Genomic DNA, 21,018 nt, shown 5'->3' with positions numbered 1-21,018 from the left:
GCCGGGCGGTCAGCCCGCCGCCGCCCCCCGCGCCGGCTCCCGGGCGCCGGTCCCGGCCACCGCCGCGACCGTCCGCGCCCGGGGGCCCTGGAACAGGTACGACAGGCCGAAGCCCGCGCTCGCCACCACCGCGCCGCCCGCCGCGTCCAGCACCCAGTGGTTGCCGGTGGCGACGATGGCCGAGACGGTGAACAGCGGGTGCAGCAGGCCCAGTGCCTTCATCCACCACCGGGGCGCGATGACCGCGATGACGATCCCGCACCACAGCGACCAGCCGAAGTGCAGGGACGGCATCGCCGCGTACTGGTTGGTGAGTGCGGTCAGGGTGCCGTAGTCGGGCTTGGAGAAGTCCTGGACGCCGTGCACGGTGTCGATGATGCCGAGGGTCGGCATCAGGCGCGGCGGGGCCAGCGGGAAGAGCCAGAAGCCGACCAGGGCGAGCAGGGTGGTGAAGCCCAGGGAGGCGCGGGCCCAGCGGTAGTCGACCGGGCGGCGCCAGTACAGGACGCCGAGCACGGTCAGCGGCACGACGAAGTGGAAGGACTCGTAGTAGAAGTCGAAGAAGTCCCGCAGCCAGCCGACCCGCACCACGGCGTGGTTGACCGCGTGCTCGACGTCGATGTGCAGCAAGCGCTCCACGGCCAGCAGGTGCCGGCCGTTGTGCTCGGCCGTCGCCCGGCCCGCCGCGTTGCTGCCGCCCGTGGCGGCGAGCCTGACCTGCTGGTAGGCGGCGTACGTCACGCGGATGAGCAGCAGCTCCAGCAGGAGGTTGGGGCGGGTGAGCACCCGGCGCAGCAGGGGCAGCAGCGGGACGCGCCGGAAACGGGCGGGCACCGCCCCGGCGTACTCGGCGGGGACCGGCGCGCGGTAGTACGGCGAGGTGCGGGACAGGAACGGCACGGCGGTGGCGGCGGCGAGGGCCGCGAGCAGCACGATGTTGTCGCGCAGCGGGTACACCACCGGCATGTTCGGCAGCATCATCTTCGCCGGGAGGGTGGTCACCAGGACCACCGCCACCGGCCAGACGTAACGGTCCGAGGCCCGCCTGCCGACCCTGCCGACCACCGCGAGCAGCACCCACAGCAGCTGGTGCTGCCAGGTGGTCGGGGAGACGGCGACGGCGGCGCAGCCGGTGACGGCCACGGCGAGCAGGAGCTGGCCGTCGTGGGCGTAGCGGACGGCGCGGCGCAGGGCGAGGACGGCGACGGCGGCGGCGAGCACCAGGAAGAGGGCGATCTCCAGCGGGCCGGTGAGGCCCAGGCGGAGCAGGGCGCCGTGCAGGGACTGGTTGGCGAGGGCGTCGGCCTTGCCGCCGAGACCGGCGCCGGCCATGTGGTGCACCCAGTAGGTGTACGAGTCGTGTGGCATCGCGGCCCAGGCGAGCGCGGTGCACGCGGCGAAGGTGACGCCCGTGGACAGGGCGGCGCGACGGCGGTCGGTGAACCACAGCAGCGGGGCGAACAGCAGTACGGTCGGCTGGAGGGCGGCGGCCACGCCCACGCACAGGCCGCTCGCGCGTTCGCCGCGCACGGTGAAGCAGCCGAGCAGCACCAGCAGCACCGGGATGATGCTGGTCTGGCCGAGCCAGAGGGTGTTGCGCACCGGCAGCGAGAGCATCAGCAGGCTGATGGCGACCGGCGCGGCCAGCAGGGAGGTGCGGCGGCCGGCCGGCTGGGGCAGCGCGCGGGCGGCGACCATGCCGAGGGCGACGACGAGCAGCAGGGTGCCGAAGGTCCAGCCCCAGCCGAGGGCCTGCTCGGCGGACCTGGTGAGCGGCTTGAGCACCAGTCCCCCGAACGGAGTACCGGTGAAGCGCGGCGAGTCGTACAGCGACCCGGTCACGTGCAGGACGCCCGCGGGGCCGACCCAGGTCTCCAGGTCGGTCAGCCGGTCACCGCTCGGGGTGGTGAGGACGACGGCCAGCTGCCGTATCGCGAGGACCGCGGCCACCGCCCACAGCGCGAGCCGGGCCGCACGCAGCCGTGACCCCGTCCCGGCCGTCCCGAAGGCATCCGCCGGTCGCCCGCCGTGCTCCACGTTCGCCACGCCCCGTCGGCCTCCCGCCCCGTCGTCCCGGGCGCCGTGCGCGCCGGGTTCCCTCCGCGAACCCTATGGGGCGCGCGGTCCCCCAGGAGGAGACGCAGGCGGCCCCCGCTTCACCTGACGTCCGTCCTCCTTTTGCCCGGACGACGATAGTGGGAGGGGGACGGGGTCGCCTCCGTGGAGGACGACAAGGATCACAGCCGGGGCCCACGGCGGCCGCCCGGTGGCGCGGAGACGTCCCTGCCGGCGGGGCATTTCGGTGCACTATGCACCGACTTGTGCGCGGCACGTCAGGGGCGGTCGTCCGCCCGTGGTCGCTTTTCGGCCCGATTCCGGCAGCGCCGCCCCGGGCCCCGTCCCCGACGAAAGGAGGGCGAGCCCCGTTTCGGCGGGCCACGGCTCCCCGTCGACCGGCTTCAACGTGTCGGTGTCCCCGTTCGGCGGGACGATTCCGCTGGTGGCGACCGCGCTGGTCGGAGCGACGGGGAACATGATGACGCCCGCCCCCTCCATGATGGCCGCGGCCGTCGTCGGCGGGTTCGCGGTCTGGCGCGTGTCCGAGTCGGCGGGGCGCCCGCTGGCCGGGGCGGCACCGTCCGCGGCACGCCGGCAGGCGGCTTCCCGCCGCGGTCCCGCGGCACCGGCGCGGACGCGACCGCCCCGGGGGCCGGTCCGCACGAGGGCCGGTCCGCACGAGGGCCGGTCCGCACGAGGGCCGGCGCGCCCCGGGACGGGCGCCCCGGGGCGGTCCCGTCCCGCCGCGGGCGTCCGGCGGGGCGTTCTCACCCCGTCCGGGCCGGCCGGCTGAGATCATCCGGAGGGAAGGGTCCAGGGGCCTCGGGGAAGAGACCCGAGCCGACACTCGGGAAAGGCAGCAGGCGCATGAGCGGGTCGCAGCCGTGGGACGACGTCGACTTCTACTTCACCAGCCACCTCGCGCCGGAGGACGACGCGCTCAGGGCGGCCGTCCGCGAGAACGAGGCCGCGGGACTGCCGGACATCTCGATCACGGCCACCCAGGGCAAGTTCCTCCAGCTGCTCGCGCAGGTCCAGGGCGCCCGGACCGTCCTGGAGATCGGCACGCTGGGCGGCTACAGCACGATCTGGCTGGCCCGCGCCCTCCCCGCCGACGGCCGCCTGATCTCCCTGGAGTACAGCGCCCGGCACGCCGAGGTGGCCACCCGCAACCTCGCGCGGGCCGGCCTCGACCGGATCGCCGAGGTGCGGGTGGGGCCGGCCCTGGAGTCGCTGCCCAAGCTCGCCGACGAGAACCCGGCCCCCTTCGACCTGGTGTTCATCGACGCCGACAAGTCCAACAACCCGCACTACGTGGAGTGGGCGCTCAGGCTGACCCGCACGGGCAGCCTGATCGTCGTGGACAACGTGGTGCGCGGCGGCCGGGTCGCGGACGCGGCGAACACCGAGCCGGACGTCGTCGGCACCCGCGCCGCCATCGAGCTCATCGCCGCCCACCCGAGGCTGAGCGGCACGGCGGTGCAGACCGTGGGCGCCAAGGGCTACGACGGCTTCGCGCTGGCCCGGGTGCTCGACTGAGCCCGGGGCGCCGCCCGGGACGGGCCCGGCCCGGGTCTCACGGCTCGTGGTGGAAGCCGACGTTGACGCTGCGGGACGCGCCGCGGTCGAGGACGACGACCTCGCCGGCGCCGCCGTGCGGCAGCGGCGCGGTTCCGCCGTAGGAGAGGGGCCGGTGCTGCTCCCCGGTCACCAGCCGCACCTCGCAGGACGGTTCGGCCCGCGAGCCGCGCAGCCAGCTCAGCCGCCAGCCGCCGTCGGGGCCGCACGCGAACTCCAGGTGGACGCGGGAGACGAACAGCCAGTCCTCGGGGGTCACGAGCCGGCACACGGAGGCGTCCCGGCCCACCCGGAGCACGGCGCCGGGCGCGCTGGGCGCCTCGGCCATCGTCATGCCGGCGGTGGCGCCCGCGTCGGCCCCGCAGACGGCGGCCATGGTGAGTTCGAGCACGAGCGTGTCCCCCTGATGCGTCCGGCGGCCGTCCGGCCGTCCCTGCGCGGTGGCCGGTTCGCCACACTGCCGCCGCATGATAAAACGCCCGGCGCGGCCCCGTCCGGCACAATGGGTTCATGACCGAGCGAAAGCCACCGGGCGTCCCGTTCGAGTCCTGGGTCGACCACCAGATCCGCGATGCGCAGGCGCGCGGCGCGTTCGACCGGCTGCCGGGCGCGGGCCGGCCGCTGCCCGCGGACGTGGAGTCCCCGTACGACGAGCTGTGGTGGGTCAAGCGGAAGATGGCCCGCGAGGGCCTGGCGGTGCTGCCGCCGGCGCTGGCACTGCGCAAGGAGGCCGAGGACGCGCTCGCGGCTGCCCGGGCGGCGCCCTCGGAGCGGGTCGTCCGCAGGATCATCACGGAGATCAACGTGAAGATCCGCGACATGATGTTCAAGCCGCCGCCCGGCCCGCCGCTGGGCAAGAAGCCCTACGACGTCGAAGAGGTCGTGCGGCAGTGGCGGCAGCGCAGGGCCGGCGCCACGGGGGACGGACCGGACGCGCGGCCGTAGCGCGGCCCGCGCCGCAGCGACGCGGGCCGCGCTCGCGCGCCGGCGGGTCCGTCACAGGTGCAGCAGGCGTCCGGCCAGCTCGCGGTAGTCCTGCATGGCCAGGCGCAGCCGTTCGGTGTCGGTGCCGCCGGGTCCGCGCGAGCCGCGCTCCTCCCAGGAGGTGCGCAGGGTTCGGCGGCGCCGGGAGACGGCGTCCTCGACCCGGGCGGCGATCTCCTGCAGCTCGCGGTCGGCCTCCTCGACGGCCGCCCGGGGCTCGTCCACGAACCCGGCCGCGGTCTGCCGCAGCCGCGCCTCCCACTGCTCCGACTCCTCGTGCGGAAGGAGCGACGCGCCCGTGCCGTCGGTGCCGTGCGGGGCGTGGGCGTCGCGCGGCGTCCGCCCGTCGGACACCGCGTCCTGCCGGCCGGGCGCGACGGTGCCGGCGGCGCGCTCGCCCCGCGCGTCGCCCGGGAAGTCCCGCGTGGCGGGCTCTCCCGTGGCGGAGTGCCGCGCGCCGGGCCGGTCCGTGCCGGAGGGGAGCCCCGTCGCGGCGCCGTGCGCGCGGTCGTCGGCCGCCGGGCCCGGCCGGCCGGACGCCGCCGTGTCCGAGAAGCCCTCGTCGCGACCGGCCCGCGGCGCCCACGCGTCCTGCCCGGCGCGCTCGCCGTCGTACGGTGCCCGCTCGGTGCGCTCGTCGCCGTACGGTGCCCGCTCGGCGGTGTCGGTGCCGGGCCGGAAGTCCTCGCTGCCCGGACCGGTCTGCCTGTTCTGCGTCATGGTTCAGCTCTCCTTCGGGCGGCTCTTGTGAAGGGCCCACGGGGCGTGTCCACGGGCCGCGGTACCGGACCGGTGGCCGTCGTCGGCCGCCACGCCGGAGGGCCGGCGGCCGGTGTCGGCGTGGCCGGTGCGGATCAGGTCGTCGAAGAGGCTGCGGGCCTGGAGCAGCGCCGTGCGCAGCTCCTCGGTTCCGGCGTCCGCCCCGCCGCCCGCCCCGTCCCGGGCCGCCCGGTGCACCTGGCGGTAGCCCTCGACGTGGTGCGCGTGGTGCACGGACAGCGCGGCGAGCTGCTCCTCGTAGCGCCCGCCGTCCGGGTAGCCGCGCGCGGCGGCGACTTCCCCGAGCAGCCGGTCGGCCTCGGCGACGGCCTCGCGGGGCGCCTCGACGAAGCGTTCCTGCACGGCCGTCCAGGCGTGCTCGAAGCGCTCGCGCTCGGCGGGCTCCAACGGCCGCTCGCGCAAGGCCCCGTGGCGTTCGACCCGCTCGGTCAGCTCTCGTTCGGCGGCCTTGGCGTCCCCGTCGTGCCGGGCCACGGTCCGCTCGTACTCGGGTCCGAAGCGGCGCTTCAGGTCCGGCCCGCCGTGCCGGCCGCGAGCGCGCGCGATCAGGGCGGCCGCGACGAGCACCACGGCCGCGACGATCACGATCACAGCGATGATCATGCCTGTGGACATGGTTGCCTTCCGGATCGGACCGGCCCCGCTGGCCGGTTCCCCTTTCGGATGACCCGGAAGAAGCGCCACAAACGGCCGTGGGCGCCCGGCGGGGCGGCGGGGGGTTCCCGCGCCCGGCGGGGCCCGCGGTCCGGCCGGCGTACGGCACCGGACCGGACCGCGGACCTGACGAGCCGTCAACCGGCCTTCGCCACCGTGCCGTTGTGCGGCCGTTCGCGTTCGGCGCCGCACAGTTCGGCGGTCAGCTCCTTCACCAGCAGGACCAGGTCGGTGGACCGGTCCGGTCCCCACCAGTCGCCGAGCAGCTCGGCCAGGGACTCCTCGCGGGCCGCGGCGAGCCGTTCGGCGACCTGGCGTCCGGCGGCGGTCAGCACCATCTCCGGGCCCCGGCGTTGGGCGAGCCGGCGCTCCTCGACCTGACGGGCGGCCGCGAGGACCGCGTGCAGCGGGACGGGACTGCGCTCGGTCAGCACGGCCGGCTCCAGCGAGCCGTACCTGCGGATGCGCAGCAGCAGCCAGCTCGCGGCGGGCAGCAGGTCGTACCCGGCCCGCCCGGTGATCTCCCGGTAGATCTCGCGGCGCCCCTCGCGGGTGCCGAGCACGGACAGCGCCCGGCACGCCTCGTCGCGGGAGGAGCGCTCGACCGGGTTGGGGGCGAGGGTCTCGGAGGCGTCCGGCGCGGTGACCGAGCCGCGCAGCCGGTCCTCCTTCAGGAACCACGCCAGCACGAAGCCGAGGACGGCGACCGGGACGGCGTACAGGAAGACCTCGGTGATGGACGACGCGTAGGCGTGCAGGGCCGCCGGGCGCAGGGCGGCGGGCAGGGCGGCGATGCCGCGCGGGTCGGCCTCCAGGGCGCCGGGCGAGACGCCGGGCGGCAGCCGCACGCCCCGGAAGGCGGCGGCGAGCTGGTCGCCGAGGCGGCTGGAGAAGACGGTGCCGAAGATGGCGACGCCGAAGGACGCGCCGATGGAGCGGAAGAAGGTCGCGCCGGAGGTGGCGACGCCCAGGTCCTCGTAGGGGACGGCGTTCTGCACGATGAGGACGAGGACCTGCAGGACCAGGCCGAGGCCCAGGCCGAAGACGAGGAAGCAGGCGCCCATCTCGACGGTGGAGCTGAACTCGTCGAGCCGGTGCAGCAGGAGCAGGCCCAGGGTGGTCACGGCGGTGCCGGTGACCGGGAAGACCTTCCAGCGTCCGGTGCGGCTGACGACCTGCCCGGAGGCGGTCGAGGACAGCAGCAGGCCGAACACCATCGGCAGCATGTGCACGCCGGACATGGTCGGCGAGACGCCGTGCACGACCTGCAGGAACGTCGGCAGGTAGGTCATCGCGCCGAACATGGCGAAGCCGACGATGAAGCTGATGACGGCGGCGAGCGTGAAGGTGCGGACGCGGAACAGCTTGAGCGGCAGGACCGGTTCGGCGGCCCGCCGTTCCACGGCGACGAAGGCTGCGGCGAGCAGGACGCCCAGCACGGCGAGGCCGACGACCTGCGGCGAGGCCCAGCCCCAGGTGGTGCCGCCGAGCGAGGCCACCAGCACCAGGCAGGTGGCGACCGCGGCGATCAGGAACGTGCCGAGGTAGTCGATGACGTGGCGGTCGGAGCGGCGCGGGACGCGCAGGGCGGTGGCGATCACGGCGAGCGCGACGACGCCGAGGGGGAGGTTGACGTAGAACACCCAGCGCCAGCTGAGGTGTTCGGTGAACAGGCCGCCCAGCAGCGGGCCCAGTACGCTCGTCGCACCGAAGACGGCGCCGAACAGCCCTTGGTAGCGCCCGCGTTCGCGGGGCGGCACGATGTCGCCGACGATCGCCATCGACAGCACGATCAGCCCGCCGCCGCCCAGTCCCTGCAGCGCCCGGAAGCCGATGAGCTGGGGCATGTTCTGCGCGACCCCGCACAGCGCGGAGCCGACGAGGAAGATGACGATCGCGGTCTGGAACAGCCTCTTGCGGCCGTACTGGTCGCCGAGCTTGCCCCACAGCGGGATCGCCGCGGTGGAGGCCAGCAGGTAGGCGGTGACGACCCAGGACAGGTGCTCCAGGCCGCCGAGGTCGCTGACGATCGTCGGCAGCGCGGTCGCCACGATGGTCTGGTCCAGCGCGGCGAGCAGCAGCCCGAGCAGCAGGGCGCCGATCGAGACGAGCACGTCGCCCGGGACGCGCTCGGCGGTCCGCACGTCCTTCGCCGTGCCATGCGTGTCCAGCACCATGGGGACCTCCCGGAACTCGGACGACACCTTCCATCGTGAGCGGTGCCGCCGTTTGCGGCCTGTCGGGGCCGCCGGGCCATCGGCCCTGCCGGGTCCCCCGCGCGCCCGGCCCCCGTCCGTCCCGGTGCGGCGGGTGCGGGAGGACGCGAAGGAGTTCCGCTTCACCCGCCCGGTGGAGGACGCCGTGCGCGCCTACCAGTGGACCAGGGGCCTGCGCGCCGACGAGCCGGGCGTCTAGCCCGGCGACCCGGGCGAGCCTGGAAGCGGTGACGGCACGGCCGTAGGGGCCGTGAGCGGGCGTGGCCCGCTCAGCCCACGTGCAGCCGGACCGTCCCCCCGGCCACGGCCTCGACCCTCACCCGGGTGAGGTCCGGCACGACGGCGTCGGGGGCGTGGTGGTGCGCCCGCGGTCCGACGCCCACAACGCGCATGCCCGCGGCCCGCGCGGCGGCGATGCCCGCGCCGGAGTCCTCGAAGACGACGCAGTCGGCCGGGCCGACGCCCAGTTCGGCGGCGCCCTTCAGGAAGCCCTCCGGATCGGGCTTGCTCGCCCCGACCGACTCGGCCGTGACCCGCACCGCGGGCAGCGGCAGCCCGGCGGCGTTCATGCGGGCGGTGGACAGGGCGGCGTCCGCCGAGGTCACCAGGGCGTGCGGGAGCCCGCGCAGGGAGGCGAGGAAGGCGGCGGCCCCGGGGACCTCGACCACGCCGTCCGTGTCGGCGGTCTCCTCCGCGAGCATGCGCGCGTTGTCGGCGAGGTTCAGCTGCCGGGGCCGGCCGGGCAGCAGCACGGCCATCGAGGCGTGGCCCTGCCGGCCGTGGACGACCTTCATCACCTCGTCGCCGTCCAGCCCGTGCCGCTCGGCCCAGCGCCGCCAGACGCGCTCGACCACCGCGGTCGAGTCGACGAGGGTGCCGTCCATGTCGAGCAGGAGGGCGCGGGCGGTGAGGACGGAGGGCGGGGCGGTGGCCGGCATCGGCAGCTCCAGTGGCGACGGCGCCCGAAGGCGGAGCGGGGGACAAGGCGGCCCCGCCCGCCGGTCAGGTGAACGGGCGGGAGCCACTTTGTTTCTCCACGGTACAAAACCCGGCCGGGGTTCCGCCACCGTATCCCGCAAGGATTCGTCCGCCGTTCAGGTCAGCCGGTCACCGCCTCGTAGAGGCTCCACACGCCGAGCGCCAGCATCAACAGGGCCGCGACCCTCGTGATCAGCCGCAGCGGCACCCGCCTCATCAGGGCCTTTCCGCCGACGATGCCGAGGCCGGCCACCACCCACAGCCCGAGGACCGCGCCGAGGCCGACGGAGACCGGGTCGTCGTAGCGGGCGGCGAGGTTGGCGGTCATGATCTGGGTGAGATCGCCGAACTCGGCGACCAGGATGAGCATGAAGCCCGTCCCCGCGACCTTCCAGAAGGACTGGTCGGCGGGTCTGCGGACCTCCTCGTCGTCCTCGTCCTCCTTCAGCAGCAGCATCGCCGCGCCACCGAGGAAGAGCACGCCGGTGAGCGCGTGCACGATCTGCCGGGGCAGCAGGGTCAGCACGCTGCCCGCGGCGACGGCGAGCACGACGTGCAGCAGGAAGGCGGCGGCGACGCCCGCGAAGACGTACGAGGCGCGGTAGCGGGTGCCGAGGACGAGGCCGGCGAGCGCGGTCTTGTCGGGCAGCTCGGCGAGGAAGACGACGCCGAAGACGAGCGCCGTCACGGTGATGCTGATCAAGGATCCTCAATCGGTCGGGGCCGCCCGGCCGAGAGTGCTGCACCTCACAGGGGACACCTCGGCAGGACAGCGCACGGACGCCCGCACCGGGAGGCACGGGCGTGCACTGCTTGCCGAAGGTCTCGCTGGCGGTCCCGCGGGATCCGCCTCCGGGCGCCGGCCCAGGCTCGCTGGGCAGTATGTCGACGGTCCGGCGAAGAGCTACTCCCCTTCAACGTCCCCATCGTACGGGAAGCGAAAGTTCCGCCGCGAACCTTGTCGTGTCATGAGCGCGTCATTAGGTTCTCACCGGGCGCTCACCTGCTCGCAACACGGCGTCGCGAGCATTCCCCCGCCCGCGTCCGACATCCCCACCCCTCCAGGGAGTTCGCATGCCCAAGTTCTACGCGCGTCGACGACTGAGCACGCTCGCCGTCCTCACCGGCCTCACGGCCTCCGCGGCCCTCCTCAACCCCCCGAGCGCCTCCGCGGCCCTCCCGACCCCGGTCAGCGGCGCCACGGCCCGCGGCTACCTCTCCCAGCTCACCGTGGCCACCGAGAACCGCACCGGCTACAGCCGCGACCTGTTCCCGACCTGGATCACCATCTCCGGCACCTGCAACACCCGCGAGTGGATCCTGAAGCGGGACGGCTCGAACGTCGTCACCGACTCCTCCTGCGCGGCCACCAGCGGCAGCTGGTACTCGCCGTACGACGGCGCGACCTGGAGCGCCGCCTCCGACGTCGACATCGACCACCTCGTCCCGCTGGCCGAGGCGTGGGACTCCGGCGCGGGCAAGTGGACCACCGCCCAGCGGCAGGCATTCGCCAACGACGTCACCCGCCCCCAGCTCCTGGCCGTCACCGACAACGTCAACCAGGCCAAGGGCGACCAGGATCCGGCCACCTGGGTGCCGTCCCGGTCCGCGTACCTGTGCACCTACGTCCGCGCCTGGGTCCAGGTGAAGTACTACTACGACCTCTCGGTCGACTCCGCGGAGAAGAACGCGCTGCAGAACGACCTCGCCGGCTGCTGACCCGGCCGTCGGCCCTCCCGCGGGGTGCCCGCGGCGCCCCGCGGGGCGGCCGACGAACAATGGCCAAATGTTGAACTTGCAAGCATCGCTTAGGCGCGCCTAACGTGGTCCTCCCCTCCGGTACCCGTCGTCCCCCACGTCCGGCCCGACGCCCCCGTCCCACCCCCACCGGACGGCACGGCCCGGGCCACCGCAGAGGAGACCACCCTCCATGTCCGCACGCCTCGATTCCGCCCAGCCGTACGTCGTCGGCGCCTTCCGCATCGTCGTCGGCCTGCTGTTCGCCGTGCACGGCGCCGCCTCGCTCTTCGGCGTCCTCGGGGGCGCCATGGGCACCCACGGCGGCACCATCGACGCCGGCACCTGGCCCGGCTGGTACGCCGCCCTGATCCAGTTCGTCGCCGGCGGCCTCGTCCTGCTCGGCCTGGGCACCCGCGCCGCCGCGCTGGCCGCCTCCGGCTCCATGGCGTACGCCTACTTCGACGTCCACCAGCGGGCCGCCCTGTGGCCCATCCAGAACGGCGGTGAGCTGTCGGTCCTGTTCTGCTGGGCCTTCTTCCTGCTGGTCTTCACCGGCTCGGGCGCCTTCGGCCTGGACCGGCTCGCCACCCGGCGCACCGCGGCCACCGGCGAACCGGCCGCCGAGCAGGCGCCGATGGCGGTCTGACCCCGGTACGACGGCGTCCCTTCCCGCGCTCCGGCCGGAGCGCGGGAAGGGACGCCGCGTCCGCGCGCACCCCGGCCGGACCGTCCGTTCCCGGCCGGGACGACTTCCCGCGGCGACCGTCCGGGCCCCTCGCGAACGCGCTGTCACGCCCCGGGCGCACGCTGTACGGCCGTCAACGGGGACACAACGGGAGTCGTCGTGCACGAGAGCGCGGGGTCACTTGCGGCCGGTCCGTGGATCCACGCCACGGTGGCCCCGCCGGTGCTGCTCGACGTCTTCGTGCCCCTGCTGCCCAGCGGCGTCCTCGTCGTCACGGCGGCCACGGCAGCGGCGGCGGGCTCGGGCGCGGCCACCGGCCGGGTCCCGCGCGAGGTGCCCGACGCCCTCGCCCCGATCCTCTCCGCCGCGACCGCCTCCGTCCTCGGCGACCTGGTGGCCTACCGGCTCGCCCGGCGGGGCGGTGCGCGACCGGACCGCGCGACCGCCCGCTCCCGGCGCCTGACAGGCGCGCAGGAACGGCTCGGCGAGGCCCTCTCCCGGGGCGCGGCGGCGCCCTGGTCGTCCTGGCCCGCTTCGCCCCCGCCGGCCGCTCGGTCGACCCCTTCTGCGCCGGTGCCGCGCACCGGCGCGCCCGCCACTTCCTGCCCTGGTCGGCCCCGACCGGCCCGTCCTGGGCCGCCTACAGCGTGGCCCTCGGCCACTTCGGCACCCGCCGGCCGGGCGCGACCTGGCTCGCCACGGCGGTGTCGGTGGCGGCGCCCGTCGGGGCGGGGGCGGCGGCGGGCCTCCTCATGCGCCGCCGGCCGGCCCGGACGCCGTAACGCCCCGGCCCGCACCCCGCACCCCGCACCCACGCCCGCGCCCGCGCCCGCCGGCGCGCTCCCGCGCCGCCCGTCCTACCCGGCCCCGCGCGCGGACCGCCGCCCCCGCACCTCCAGCCCGTCGAGCAGGTCCGCCGTGGCCCGGGCGACGGCCTCCACGGCCCGGTTCGAACACCTCGCGGTTGTGGGCGGCGGGCGCCCGGAACCCCGAGACCTTGCGCACGTACTGCAGCGCGGCGGCGCGGATGTCGTCCTCGGTGGCCCCGGCGGGCAGTACGGGCGGGCGCAGCGTCCTGATGTTCCGGCACATGCCCCCAGTCTCCCGCACGGCGCGCGGGCCGGCGCGGATCACGCCGAAGGCGGCCACCGCCTCCCGCGGGCCGCCGGGGCGCTCACCCGTCCGACTGAACCCCGGAGTTGAACTCGCCATGCAAATTCGAACAGGCGTAGCATTAACGCGTGGCTACGACCTACGATTTCCCCAGTGACCTCCTCGCCGGTCAGGAGGAGCTGCATCAGGTCCGGGCCGAGCTGTCGGCCCTGCTCAAGCGGCTGCCCTGGTCCGTCGAGCCGATGGACCGCTCAAGCGACGACACCGGCTGGCGCAAGGTGGAGAGGCCCGCCTCCCCCGGCTGGACGGCGGACGAACAGGCCGAGGTGGAGAAGCTGCGCCGCCGCGAGCACGAACTCGCGGTCTTCGTCAGCTGCCACCGCTTCTGGTCCGAGGTCGCGGTGGGCGAGCGCGTGGACGCCCGCAGCACGCTCAAACACGCCCGCGAAGAGGCGGCCCGGGAGGCGGAGTGACGCGGAAAGGCCCCCGGCCGCACGCGGCCGGGGGCCTTTCCGTGGGTGGGCGCGGACGGTTTCGAACCGCCGACATCCTGCTTGTAAGGCAGGCGCTCTACCACTGAGCTACGCACCCGGGACAGGTCGACAGCCTACATCGCCCCGGGGATTGTGCCGCACACCGCGTCCACGCCGGAAGCGGACCGCCCCGCCGGCCGGACCGCAGCGGGGCGGGGCGGAAAACGGCGGCCCGTACGGCGAACCGGCCGGCCCGTGTGTTCGTCTCCTGCGAATGGGAGAATGACACCACCCAGGCGAATGACAGCACGGGAGAGGGATGTGACGGCGACACCGGGCACGCCATCCACGCAGCCGTACGCCCCACCGTCGAGCGTACGGGCCCGGCACGGGTCCGGGGGGCCGCGTGACACCCTCGTCCTGATCGGCCTGCCGCTGCTCGCGGCCCTCGCGCTGCCCGCCGCCTTCGCGGGCGGCGGCACCCGGCGCTGGTTCGGCGGACGGGCCGAGGGCCAGCGGGCCGAGGCCCAGGCGGCGAAGGACGACGCGGCGGCGGCGTTCTACGAACTCGACACCGCCCAGCGGGACCTGCAGATCTCCGTCGAGACCATCACGGCCGTCGACGACTCGCCCGCCGCCCGCCGCGCCGCCTCGGACTTCGAGGCGCTGGGACAGCGCATCGACGAGGCCAGCCGACGCTACATCCAGGCCGTGGACGCCCACGACCTCGACCGCGACGACCTGGAGGCCTCCGTCGCCGCCCGGGCGCGCACCGAGCTGACCGGCGCCAAGGACGAACTGGTCCGGGTCAAGGCGGAGCTGGACCGCTTCGCCGGCTCGCTCGGTCCGCTGCTCGGCAAGGCCGAGACACAGCTGGCCCGGCTGGCGCCCGCCGTGGAGCGGGCCCGGCAGGCACTGCTGGGCGCGAGCGACGCCCTGGACGCCGTGCGCCGGAGCGAGCTGCGGGCCGACGACCTCGCCGCCCGCCTCGCCGCCCTCTCCCCCGAGCTGACCAGGCTGAACCAGGGCGCCGGGCAGCACGGCGTGGCGCAGACCCTGGAGCGGGCCGAGCGGGTCCAGCGGGAGGCCGCGGCGATCCGGGCCGAGGCCGAGCGGCTGCCGGAGAAGGCCGCCGAGATCGACCACCGGCTGGTGTCCCTGCGCACCCGGGCCGAGGCGCTGACCACGCGCACCGGACAGGTGGACCCGGTGCTGAGCGAGCTGCGGCGGAGGTTCTCGGCCGCCTGCTGGCAGGACCTCCAGCAGGTGCCCGAACAGGCCGCGCAGCACGTGCGGCAGGCGGAGCTGAAGCTGCGCGAGGCGCGGACCGCCCGGGACGCCCAGCGCTGGGCGGACGCCACCGCGCTGCTGTCGACCGCCCGGGCGCTGCTGAACGGCACCGACGAGGCGGTCTCGGCGGCCGGGGACCGGCTGACGCGGCTGAACGCGGTGCAGAAGGACCCGCAGCGGGAGATCGAGCGGACCCGGTTCGCGATCCGGGACGCCCAGCGGCTGGCCATGACGGGCCGGGCGACCCCCGATCCGCGGCACGCCCGGCCGCTGGACGACGCGGTGGCCCGGCTGGAGCGGGCGGTCGGCACGCTGGAGGGCCGCCACCCCGACTACTGGCACTTCCTGACGGAGACGGAGGCCGTGCGGCTCACGGTGGCCCGGGTGGTGGCGCAGATCCGCGCGGAGCGCGGGGGCGGCCCGGGCCGGTGAACGCGGCCCGCGCCGGGACGGGGCCAGGGCCGCCCGTGTTGCCGGGTAATGCGAGCCGGCGGATATTGAAGGGGACGGACGGTCTCCGCTGAGCGCCCGAGGGAGGCGGACATGGCCCCACACGCAGCGCACACGCGGTCACCCCGCTCCAGGAACCGGCCCCGGTTCGACGAGCACCTGCCCGTCGACCACCGGCTGAACAGGGTCTACCGGGTCGGCGCGGGCCTGATCGGCCTCTTCCTGCTGGCCTTCGGCATCCTGGGGATGATCAACCGGATCGGGTTCTTCAGCACCGGCGGCGACACCGTGGTGGGCCTGAACACCAACGGCGCGCTCAGCGTGCTGTCGATCTGCGTCGGAGCGGTGCTCCTCGTGGGCATGGTGATCGGGGGGAACGTCGCCTCCACGCTGAACATGGTGCTGGGCGTGCTGTTCCTGCTGAACGGCTTCCTGAACCTCGGCCTGCTGGACTCCGGCAGCAACTTCCTGGCGTTCAAGATGCAGAACGTGCTGTTCAGCTTCGCCGTCGGCCTGCTGCTGATGACCTTCGGGATGTACGGCAGGGTCGGCTCGTCCCTGCCGCACGACAACCCCTACTGGAAGTCCCGGCACCCCGAGTCCCCTCCGGCGCGGCGGGAGGAACCGGAGCACCGGGAACCCCGTCAGGTGCGGTAGGCGTAGAACGCGGCGGTGGGGTACGACGCGACGAGGCTGGCCACCGACCTGTTGTAGGTGTTCGTGGAGTGGTACGTCACGTACGGCACGCCCTGCGGGTTGCGGTAGGTGACGATCATGGAGTGGTCCTTGGACCCGTCCTTGTTGAAGTCCATCTGCAGCACGTCGCCGATGTCCATCTGGTAGACGTTGGCGAGGCTGGTGACCCGCTTGGAGGACAGGGCGAACCAGGAGAACTCGTTCACGCCGACGAACGAGTCCGACTGGATGTCGGCGTTGCCGAACCAGTTGTGGAAGTCGTCGGTGTAACCCGGCACGTGCTTCCAGCCGCCCGCCTTGAGGGACTGGCTGACGAAGTTGGTGCAGTCGCCGCCGGCCCCTTCCCCGTTGTAGTCGGGGTAGTCGGGGTTGTACTGGTTCCAGTACTTGGTTGCGTACGCCGCCATGGCCTTGTAGTCGTAGCCGGTGCCCGAGAGGCTCTTCGGCTTGGCCGGCGCGGGCCAGGTGGTCGCCGAACGGGCCGCCTCGGGCGGGCCGTCGTCGCTCGCGGTGGCCGGCTTGGCGACGTCCGGCTTGGCCACCTGGTTGACGGCCAGGTAGCCGTCGTCGGTGTCCTGGACGCCGGTCAGCTGCCAGTCGCCGCGCCGGTCGGCCCTGAAGGTCAGTTCGTGGTGCGCCTGGAAGCCGGTGGTCCTCGGCTCGGTGCCCTTGACCTTCTCGTACGTCAGGGTCGTGGTCTCGGTGACGGCGACCGTGGCGCGCCGGCCCTTGACCCGGGTGGCGTCCAGCGTGACCCGGGTGCTGGCCGCGCTGTACTTCTCGCCCAGCCGGGCCAGCCGGGACTTGCGGCCGCGCAGCTCGCCCAGCGCGGAGCTCTCCTCGCGCGACTGGGCGGACGACAGGCGCACGTCGCCGGAGAACCCGGCGGCGAGACGCTTGGCATGGTGGGTCCCGCTGTCCACGAGGGCGGACGTGCGGTCGGTGAAGACCGCGTCGGCCAGTCGCTGGAAGGTCGCCCTGGTGGCCGCGTCCACCGTCGGGTTGTCGGTGACGGCGGCGCCCGCGCTCCAGTTGGGCACCAGGGCCACACCCGCGACGACCGCGCCGGCCGCCGCCGTGACTATGGCGGTACGGCTCCGCTTACGGCTCAGTCTTCTCGATTTCAATGCTGTTCCCCTCTGCACCGGTACACCTACCGGGAGAGGGCATCTTCGCATGAGGCGGGCGCCCGCCGTGAAGGGGGTGGCGGCGGTGGGGTCCCGGGCCGAAACGCGGTCCCTCAGGCGTCACTTGACCACCGTGGACCAGTCCGGGGACTGGGCGGGGTCGAGGCTGCGCAGCCGTTCCAGGGTGGCCGGCTTCTGCGCGTCCATCCAGTCGGCGAGTTCCCTGAAGGAGACGCACTTGACGCCCTTCTTCGTGCAGACGTTCGCGACCACCTGGTCGATGGCCTTCATGTAGATGCCGCCGTTCCAGTCCTCGAAGTGGTTGCCGATGAACAGCGGCGCCCGGCTGCCGTAGTACACCCGGTTGAAACCGGCCATGTAGGAGTCGACGGTCTCCTGCTCCCACTGCGGGTACTTGGCCGGGTCGCCGTCGGTCTCGCCGCCGGACTGGTTGTAGAGGAAGTTGAAGTCCATGGACAGGCCTTGGTACTTGCCGCTCTCGTACGGCAGCATCTGCAGCGGGAAGTCCCATATGCCGTCCTTCTTCGCCGGCCATATCTGGAAGTCCCCTGCGGAACTGGCGTCGTAGCGCCAGCCGTAGTCCTTGATGGCCTTCAGCAGGTTCGCCTGCCCCTCCAGGCAGGGGGCGCGGCCTCCGGTGACCTCCCGCTTGAAGTCGAAGGGCAGGGCGGGGACGTCGTTGTAGCCGGTGTTGGTCTTCCACTTCTCCACGAACGAGAAGAACTGGTCGATCTCGCTCTTCCACTCGTCGACGCTCCAGTCGCCGCCGCCCTTGGCGCCGCAGAAGTGGCCGTTGAAGTGGGTGCCGATCTCGTCGCCGTCCTCGTAGGCGTCGCGGAGCTGTTCCAGGGTGGTGCGGATGTGCTCGTCGGTGGCGTAGTCGATCGCTGCGTCGCCCGGCGCGTGCTGCGGCCCGTGGTAGAGCGTCTTCTTGCTCTTGGGCAGCAGGTAGATGCCCGTGAGGAAGAAGGTCATGTGGGCGTCGTACTCCTTGGCCAGCTCACGGTAGTGCGAGAAGAGGTGGTCGCTGCCCTCCAGCGCGCCGTCCCAGGAGAAGACGACGAACTGGGGCGGCTTCTCGCCGGGCTTGAGCGGGACGGGCTTCAACTGCCCCTTCTGCGGACCGGTGTAGGACGTGGAGCCGTCACCGAGGACCCTGACCCTGCCGTCCCAGGCGGGCTCCTTGCCGGTGCTGCCCGTGGTTCCCCTGGCGCCCCCCTTGGCGGACGCGGCGGGTGAGGTGCTGTCCTGGCGGGTCAGCGCCAGGTACCCCGCGATGAGCGAGGCCACGACGAGCAGCGCGGCCAGGGTCAGCACCTCGGGGCGCAGCGCGAGGCGGGGCTGCCGGGTGCGGACCCGGCGGCGGCGGCCGGTGGGCGGCTTCTTGTTCATGCGCGGCTCAATCTGCGAGGGGATGCGGGTGCGGCCGTGGAGGTCATTCGACGCCCGTGACCTGCGCCCAGATGCCGTACGGGACGCTGTCGGAGGATGTACCGGCCAGGCCCTTGAGCGGAAGTGGTTCGAGACTTTTGGCCAGGTCCATGCGGTAGACGACGACCGCGGTCGACACGGAGCCGGCGGTGCCCGCGTACCAGGAGGCGGTGTCGTCGGCGGTGGTCCCGGCCTTCCCGGCCGCCGGCACGGCCGAGGCGGCTCCCGGGTGGGCGGTGCGCAGCGAGGCCGCCAGCGCCTCGGTGACCTGCGCGGCCACCGCGGCGCTGACCGCCCGGCGGGCGGCGGGTGCCTCCAGGGCGACCGGCGAGCCGTTGCGGGTGATCCGGCGCACCGAGTACGGCTCGGTGTGCCTGCCGTCCGCGGCGAAGGTGGCGTAACCGCTGGCCATCCGGATGGCGCTCGGGGTGGAACTGCCCAGGGACAGGTCGGGCACCTGCGGTCCCATGCTGGAGGCGAGCAGGCCCGCCGCCTCCGCGGTCCGGCGCACCTTGTCCAGGCCGGTGTCCATGCCGAGCTGCATGAACGGCGTGTTCACCGACTTGGCGAGGGCGTCGGCCAGCGTGATCCTGCCGTAGGACTCGCCCCCGTCGTTGTGCGCGGCGACCTTCTTGCCGCTGCGGTCCCAGTAGGGGCCCTCGGGGGTGGTGACGGGGACCCCGTCGTCGCCGTCGTAGACGCTCTGCGGGGTGACCGGGGTGGCGGGCCCGCCGCGGGTCTTGTGGACGCCGTTCTGCAGGCCGGCGGCGTAGACGAACGGCAGGAACGCCGAACCGGCCTGGACCGTGGTCGCGTTGGACTCGTTGTAGCCCTGGGTGCGGTGGTCGGGGCCGCCGTAGACGGCGAGGATGCGCCCGTCGGCGGCGACCGACGCGGCGCCGTAGTGGGCGGTCCTCGCCTGCTGGGGCCGCTCCGCCCCCGCCTGCTTGCGCGCCTTGGTGACGGCGTCCGTGAGCGTGACCTCGCGCTTGCGGTCGAAGGTCGTGTAGATCTGGTAGCCGCCGAGGTCGAAGTCCCGGTCGGAGATGTGGGCGGTCCTCTTGGCGTACTGCTGCGCCAGCTCCACCAGGTAGTCGCTCTGTTTGCCGGTGTCGTACACGCGGGCCGACTTCAGCGGCTCGGGGAACGTCCGGTACGTGGCCCGCTCGGCCGGGGTCAGCCTGCCGGTCTTGACCATCCGGTCCAGGATCCAGGACCACCGCTCCACCGCCCGCTGGTGGTTGGCCTTGCTGAGGGTGGGGTCGAAAAGCCCGGCGCCCTTCAGCAGGGAGGCGAGCATGGCGGCCTCGCTGGCGTTGAGCTGGCTGACGTCCTTGCCGTAGTAGGCCTGGGAGGCCCGCTGGATGCCGTAGGTGCCGCGGCCGAACCAACTGGTGTTGAGGTAGCCCTCCAAAATGTCGTCCTTGCTCATCTTGTTGTCGAGCTTGAGGGCGATCATCGCCTCGGTGAACTTGCGGCTGACGGTCTGGTTCTGGTTCAGGTAGACGTTCTTGACGTACTGCTGGGTGATGGTGGAGCCGCCCTGGGTGCTGCCCTGCCCGACGGTCCGCCACAGCGCCCGGCTGATGCCCTTGAAGGAGATGCCGGGGTCGGAGTAGAAGCTCTCGTTCTCCGCCGCGAGCACCGCCCAGCGCACCTGCTCGGGTATCTCCTTCAGCGGCATGCTCTGCCGCTGCACCCACCCGGTGCGGGCCATCGGGGTCCCGTCCGACCAGAAGTAGACGTTGTCCTGCTGGGTGGCGAAGCTGTTGAGGTTCGTCGGGATGTCCGTGGTCTCGTAGGCGGCGAGCAGGAACAGGAAGAGCAGGCCGGAGCCGGACAGCACGCCGCCGAGCCACTGCCGCCAGGAGGGCAGCCAGCGGCGCCAGCCGGTGCGGTTGGGGCGCGGGTAGGCGGGCCTGAGCCGGCGGGCGTGGGGGGCGAGCGGTGCGAGCCGCGGGCCCAGGACGGCCCGCAGGCGGTCGAGGGCGGTCGTGGCGGTGCCGCTGAGGCGGTCGCGGCCCGTGGGCCGGGAGCTGCGCCGCCGGGCGGCCCGGCCGCCGGGGGCCGCCGGTTCCCCGGGCGGCGGGGGCGGCGGGGGCGGCGGGGGCGGCGGCACGCGCAGCTGCATCGTGGCGTCCGCCCGCAGGCCGTCAACCTTCAGGTGGAGCGTGGCGTCCCTCTCCACCGGCCGTTGTCCTCCGGACGGGGCTTCGTCGTCGCCCTCGGAATCGTCCGTCCGCTGCCATGCGTCGGTCACGGCTGCGTCTCCCCTCGCACTCGTTCCTGCGCGCGCGGTCGGACAGAGCGGGGGCCGCGCTGGTCGCGGCGCGGTTCCCCCTCATTCCTCCGGTCTTACGGCTCGTCGCGGCTCGGTCAAATTATCAGCGATCTTTTCAATATCTCCGCACCAGTATCGAAGGTGAGCGAACACTCATGAAACTTTGAGGCGCTGTGATCAGGGACACGCCGGTTAACCTGGGGGCATGCCTCGTTACGAGTACCGCTGCCGGACCTGCGGCGACACCTTCGAACTGAGCCGCCCCATGGCGGAGTCCTCCGCCCCCGCCGCCTGCCCCGCGGGCCACGACGACACGGTCAAACTGCTGTCGACGGTGGCCGTGGGCGGCGCCTCGTCCGCCCCGGCCGCCGCCGCGCCCCGGCCGGGCGGGGGCGGCGGCTGCTGTGGCGGGGGGTGCTGCGGCTGACCGGCGGGGCGCCCACGGGGGGCGGGCCTGCGCACG

18 protein-coding genes, 1 tRNA gene and 3 pseudogenes are annotated in these 21,018 nt (G+C 73.8%); 10 read left to right on the top strand and 12 right to left on the bottom strand.

Annotation, left to right across the window (positions count from 1 at the left end; translation table 11 throughout):
- Window positions 1-9: 9 nt before the first annotated feature.
- A complete protein-coding gene (locus QQY24_RS21850) occupies window positions 10-2,046 on the bottom strand; it encodes a bifunctional glycosyltransferase 87/phosphatase PAP2 family protein (protein ID WP_301974392.1) in 2,037 nt (678 codons plus the stop codon).
- Window positions 2,047-2,437: 391 nt separating this feature from the next.
- Between QQY24_RS21850 and QQY24_RS21845 the strand changes: the two are divergent.
- Together QQY24_RS21845 and QQY24_RS21840 are read left to right on the top strand one after the other, a co-directional pair.
- A pseudogene (locus tag QQY24_RS21845) lies at window positions 2,438-2,641 on the top strand (MFS transporter); the annotation flags it as partial.
- 284 nt (window positions 2,642-2,925) lie between these two features.
- Entirely contained in the window at window positions 2,926-3,597 is a 672-nt protein-coding gene (locus tag QQY24_RS21840) for an O-methyltransferase (RefSeq protein WP_301974391.1), read from the top strand.
- A gap of 37 nt (window positions 3,598-3,634) precedes the next feature.
- On the opposite strand, the gene QQY24_RS21835 is transcribed toward QQY24_RS21840, so the two are convergent.
- On the bottom strand, window positions 3,635-4,027 hold the full coding sequence (locus QQY24_RS21835) for a hypothetical protein (RefSeq protein ID WP_301974390.1): 393 nt from the start codon (window positions 4,025-4,027) through the stop codon (window positions 3,635-3,637).
- Window positions 4,028-4,146: 119 nt separating this feature from the next.
- Between QQY24_RS21835 and QQY24_RS21830 the strand changes: the two genes are divergently transcribed.
- A complete protein-coding gene (locus tag QQY24_RS21830; protein ID WP_301974389.1) occupies window positions 4,147-4,581 on the top strand; it encodes a DUF1992 domain-containing protein in 435 nt (144 codons plus the stop codon).
- Window positions 4,582-4,632: 51 nt separating this feature from the next.
- Here the strand turns inward: QQY24_RS21830 and QQY24_RS21825 are convergent, their stop codons facing one another.
- From QQY24_RS21825 to QQY24_RS21805, 5 genes are all read right to left on the bottom strand, one after another.
- Window positions 4,633-5,340, bottom strand: coding sequence for a hypothetical protein (locus QQY24_RS21825; protein WP_301974388.1), 708 nt, complete (start codon window positions 5,338-5,340; stop codon window positions 4,633-4,635).
- A 3-nt stretch (window positions 5,341-5,343) separates the two neighbouring features.
- Window positions 5,344-6,015, bottom strand: a complete 672-nt coding sequence (locus QQY24_RS21820; RefSeq protein WP_301974387.1) for a hypothetical protein — start codon at window positions 6,013-6,015, stop codon at window positions 5,344-5,346.
- A gap of 176 nt (window positions 6,016-6,191) precedes the next feature.
- A complete protein-coding gene (locus tag QQY24_RS21815) occupies window positions 6,192-8,231 on the bottom strand; it encodes an MFS transporter (protein ID WP_301974386.1) in 2,040 nt (679 codons plus the stop codon).
- A gap of 308 nt (window positions 8,232-8,539) precedes the next feature.
- Window positions 8,540-9,208: an HAD-IA family hydrolase gene (locus QQY24_RS21810; RefSeq protein ID WP_301974385.1), complete on the bottom strand. Its 669-nt coding sequence runs from the start codon at window positions 9,206-9,208 to the stop codon at window positions 8,540-8,542.
- Window positions 9,209-9,369: 161 nt separating this feature from the next.
- Window positions 9,370-9,951, bottom strand: a complete 582-nt coding sequence (locus QQY24_RS21805; protein ID WP_301974384.1) for a TMEM165/GDT1 family protein — start codon at window positions 9,949-9,951, stop codon at window positions 9,370-9,372.
- A 371-nt stretch (window positions 9,952-10,322) separates the two neighbouring features.
- Here QQY24_RS21805 and QQY24_RS21800 point away from each other — a divergent pair, with 371 nt between their 5' ends.
- From QQY24_RS21800 to QQY24_RS21790, 3 genes and pseudogenes are all read left to right on the top strand, one after another.
- Window positions 10,323-10,967, top strand: coding sequence for an HNH endonuclease family protein (locus tag QQY24_RS21800; protein WP_301974383.1), 645 nt, complete (start codon window positions 10,323-10,325; stop codon window positions 10,965-10,967).
- Window positions 10,968-11,178: 211 nt separating this feature from the next.
- Window positions 11,179-11,634 carry a DoxX family protein gene (locus QQY24_RS21795; protein ID WP_301974382.1) on the top strand — a complete coding sequence of 152 codons (456 nt, stop codon included), beginning with the start codon at window positions 11,179-11,181 and terminating at the stop codon, window positions 11,632-11,634.
- A gap of 198 nt (window positions 11,635-11,832) precedes the next feature.
- Window positions 11,833-12,455, top strand: a pseudogene (locus QQY24_RS21790) (DedA family protein).
- A 75-nt stretch (window positions 12,456-12,530) separates the two neighbouring features.
- Here QQY24_RS21790 and QQY24_RS21785 read toward each other — a convergent pair.
- Window positions 12,531-12,765 (bottom strand): annotated as a pseudogene (locus QQY24_RS21785) (DUF2277 domain-containing protein).
- A gap of 149 nt (window positions 12,766-12,914) precedes the next feature.
- On the opposite strand from QQY24_RS21785, the gene QQY24_RS21780 reads away from it, so the two are divergent.
- Complete coding sequence (locus QQY24_RS21780) at window positions 12,915-13,259, top strand: hypothetical protein (RefSeq protein WP_301974381.1); 345 nt, start codon at window positions 12,915-12,917, stop codon at window positions 13,257-13,259.
- A gap of 46 nt (window positions 13,260-13,305) precedes the next feature.
- Here QQY24_RS21780 and QQY24_RS21775 read toward each other — a convergent pair.
- Window positions 13,306-13,377 (bottom strand) — tRNA-Val (locus QQY24_RS21775).
- 203 nt (window positions 13,378-13,580) lie between these two features.
- Here QQY24_RS21775 and QQY24_RS21770 point away from each other — a divergent pair.
- Together QQY24_RS21770 and QQY24_RS21765 are read left to right on the top strand one after the other, a co-directional pair.
- Window positions 13,581-14,981 carry a hypothetical protein gene (locus QQY24_RS21770; RefSeq protein ID WP_301974380.1) on the top strand — a complete coding sequence of 467 codons (1,401 nt, stop codon included), beginning with the start codon at window positions 13,581-13,583 and terminating at the stop codon, window positions 14,979-14,981.
- Window positions 14,982-15,092: 111 nt separating this feature from the next.
- A complete protein-coding gene (locus tag QQY24_RS21765) occupies window positions 15,093-15,656 on the top strand; it encodes a DUF4383 domain-containing protein (RefSeq protein WP_301974379.1) in 564 nt (187 codons plus the stop codon).
- Here QQY24_RS21765 and QQY24_RS21760 read toward each other — a convergent pair.
- The 3 genes from QQY24_RS21760 to QQY24_RS21750 all read right to left on the bottom strand — a co-directional run bounded on the left by QQY24_RS21760 (window position 15,644) and on the right by QQY24_RS21750 (window position 20,405).
- A complete protein-coding gene (locus QQY24_RS21760; protein ID WP_301974378.1) occupies window positions 15,644-16,822 on the bottom strand; it encodes an amidase domain-containing protein in 1,179 nt (392 codons plus the stop codon). The two genes, QQY24_RS21765 and QQY24_RS21760, sit on opposite strands and share 13 nt — an antisense overlap.
- 120 nt (window positions 16,823-16,942) lie before the next feature.
- Window positions 16,943-18,235 carry a hypothetical protein gene (locus QQY24_RS21755; protein WP_301974377.1) on the bottom strand — a complete coding sequence of 431 codons (1,293 nt, stop codon included), beginning with the start codon at window positions 18,233-18,235 and terminating at the stop codon, window positions 16,943-16,945.
- A 43-nt stretch (window positions 18,236-18,278) separates the two neighbouring features.
- A complete protein-coding gene (locus QQY24_RS21750) occupies window positions 18,279-20,405 on the bottom strand; it encodes a transglycosylase domain-containing protein (RefSeq protein WP_301976320.1) in 2,127 nt (708 codons plus the stop codon).
- 355 nt (window positions 20,406-20,760) lie between these two features.
- On the opposite strand from QQY24_RS21750, the gene QQY24_RS21745 reads away from it, so the two are divergent.
- Window positions 20,761-20,982, top strand: coding sequence for a zinc ribbon domain-containing protein (locus tag QQY24_RS21745; protein WP_301974376.1), 222 nt, complete (start codon window positions 20,761-20,763; stop codon window positions 20,980-20,982).
- Window positions 20,983-21,018 lie beyond the last annotated feature (36 nt).

It is taken from the genome of Streptomyces sp. TG1A-8, from assembly GCF_030499535.1.
GTDB lineage: Bacteria > Actinomycetota > Actinomycetes > Streptomycetales > Streptomycetaceae > Streptomyces.
The sequence above is the reverse complement of the archived record's forward strand: the minus strand, read 5'-3'. Positions and strand labels throughout refer to the sequence as shown.

Coding starts and splice junctions, on each gene's coding strand:
- QQY24_RS21765 (WP_301974379.1), top strand. CDS start 15,093: ATGGCCCCACACGCAGCGCACACGCGGTCACCCCGCTCCAGGAACCGG.
- QQY24_RS21820 (WP_301974387.1), bottom strand. CDS start 6,015: ATGTCCACAGGCATGATCATCGCTGTGATCGTGATCGTCGCGGCCGTG.
- QQY24_RS21795 (WP_301974382.1), top strand. CDS start 11,179: ATGTCCGCACGCCTCGATTCCGCCCAGCCGTACGTCGTCGGCGCCTTC.
- QQY24_RS21810 (WP_301974385.1), bottom strand. CDS start 9,208: ATGCCGGCCACCGCCCCGCCCTCCGTCCTCACCGCCCGCGCCCTCCTG.
- QQY24_RS21755 (WP_301974377.1), bottom strand. CDS start 18,235: ATGAACAAGAAGCCGCCCACCGGCCGCCGCCGCCGGGTCCGCACCCGG.
- QQY24_RS21800 (WP_301974383.1), top strand. CDS start 10,323: ATGCCCAAGTTCTACGCGCGTCGACGACTGAGCACGCTCGCCGTCCTC.
- QQY24_RS21830 (WP_301974389.1), top strand. CDS start 4,147: ATGACCGAGCGAAAGCCACCGGGCGTCCCGTTCGAGTCCTGGGTCGAC.
- QQY24_RS21825 (WP_301974388.1), bottom strand. CDS start 5,340: ATGACGCAGAACAGGCAGACCGGTCCGGGCAGCGAGGACTTCCGGCCC.
- QQY24_RS21745 (WP_301974376.1), top strand. CDS start 20,761: ATGCCTCGTTACGAGTACCGCTGCCGGACCTGCGGCGACACCTTCGAA.
- QQY24_RS21750 (WP_301976320.1), bottom strand. CDS start 20,405: ATGCAGCTGCGCGTGCCGCCGCCCCCGCCGCCCCCGCCGCCCCCGCCG.
- QQY24_RS21815 (WP_301974386.1), bottom strand. CDS start 8,231: ATGGTGCTGGACACGCATGGCACGGCGAAGGACGTGCGGACCGCCGAG.
- QQY24_RS21840 (WP_301974391.1), top strand. CDS start 2,926: ATGAGCGGGTCGCAGCCGTGGGACGACGTCGACTTCTACTTCACCAGC.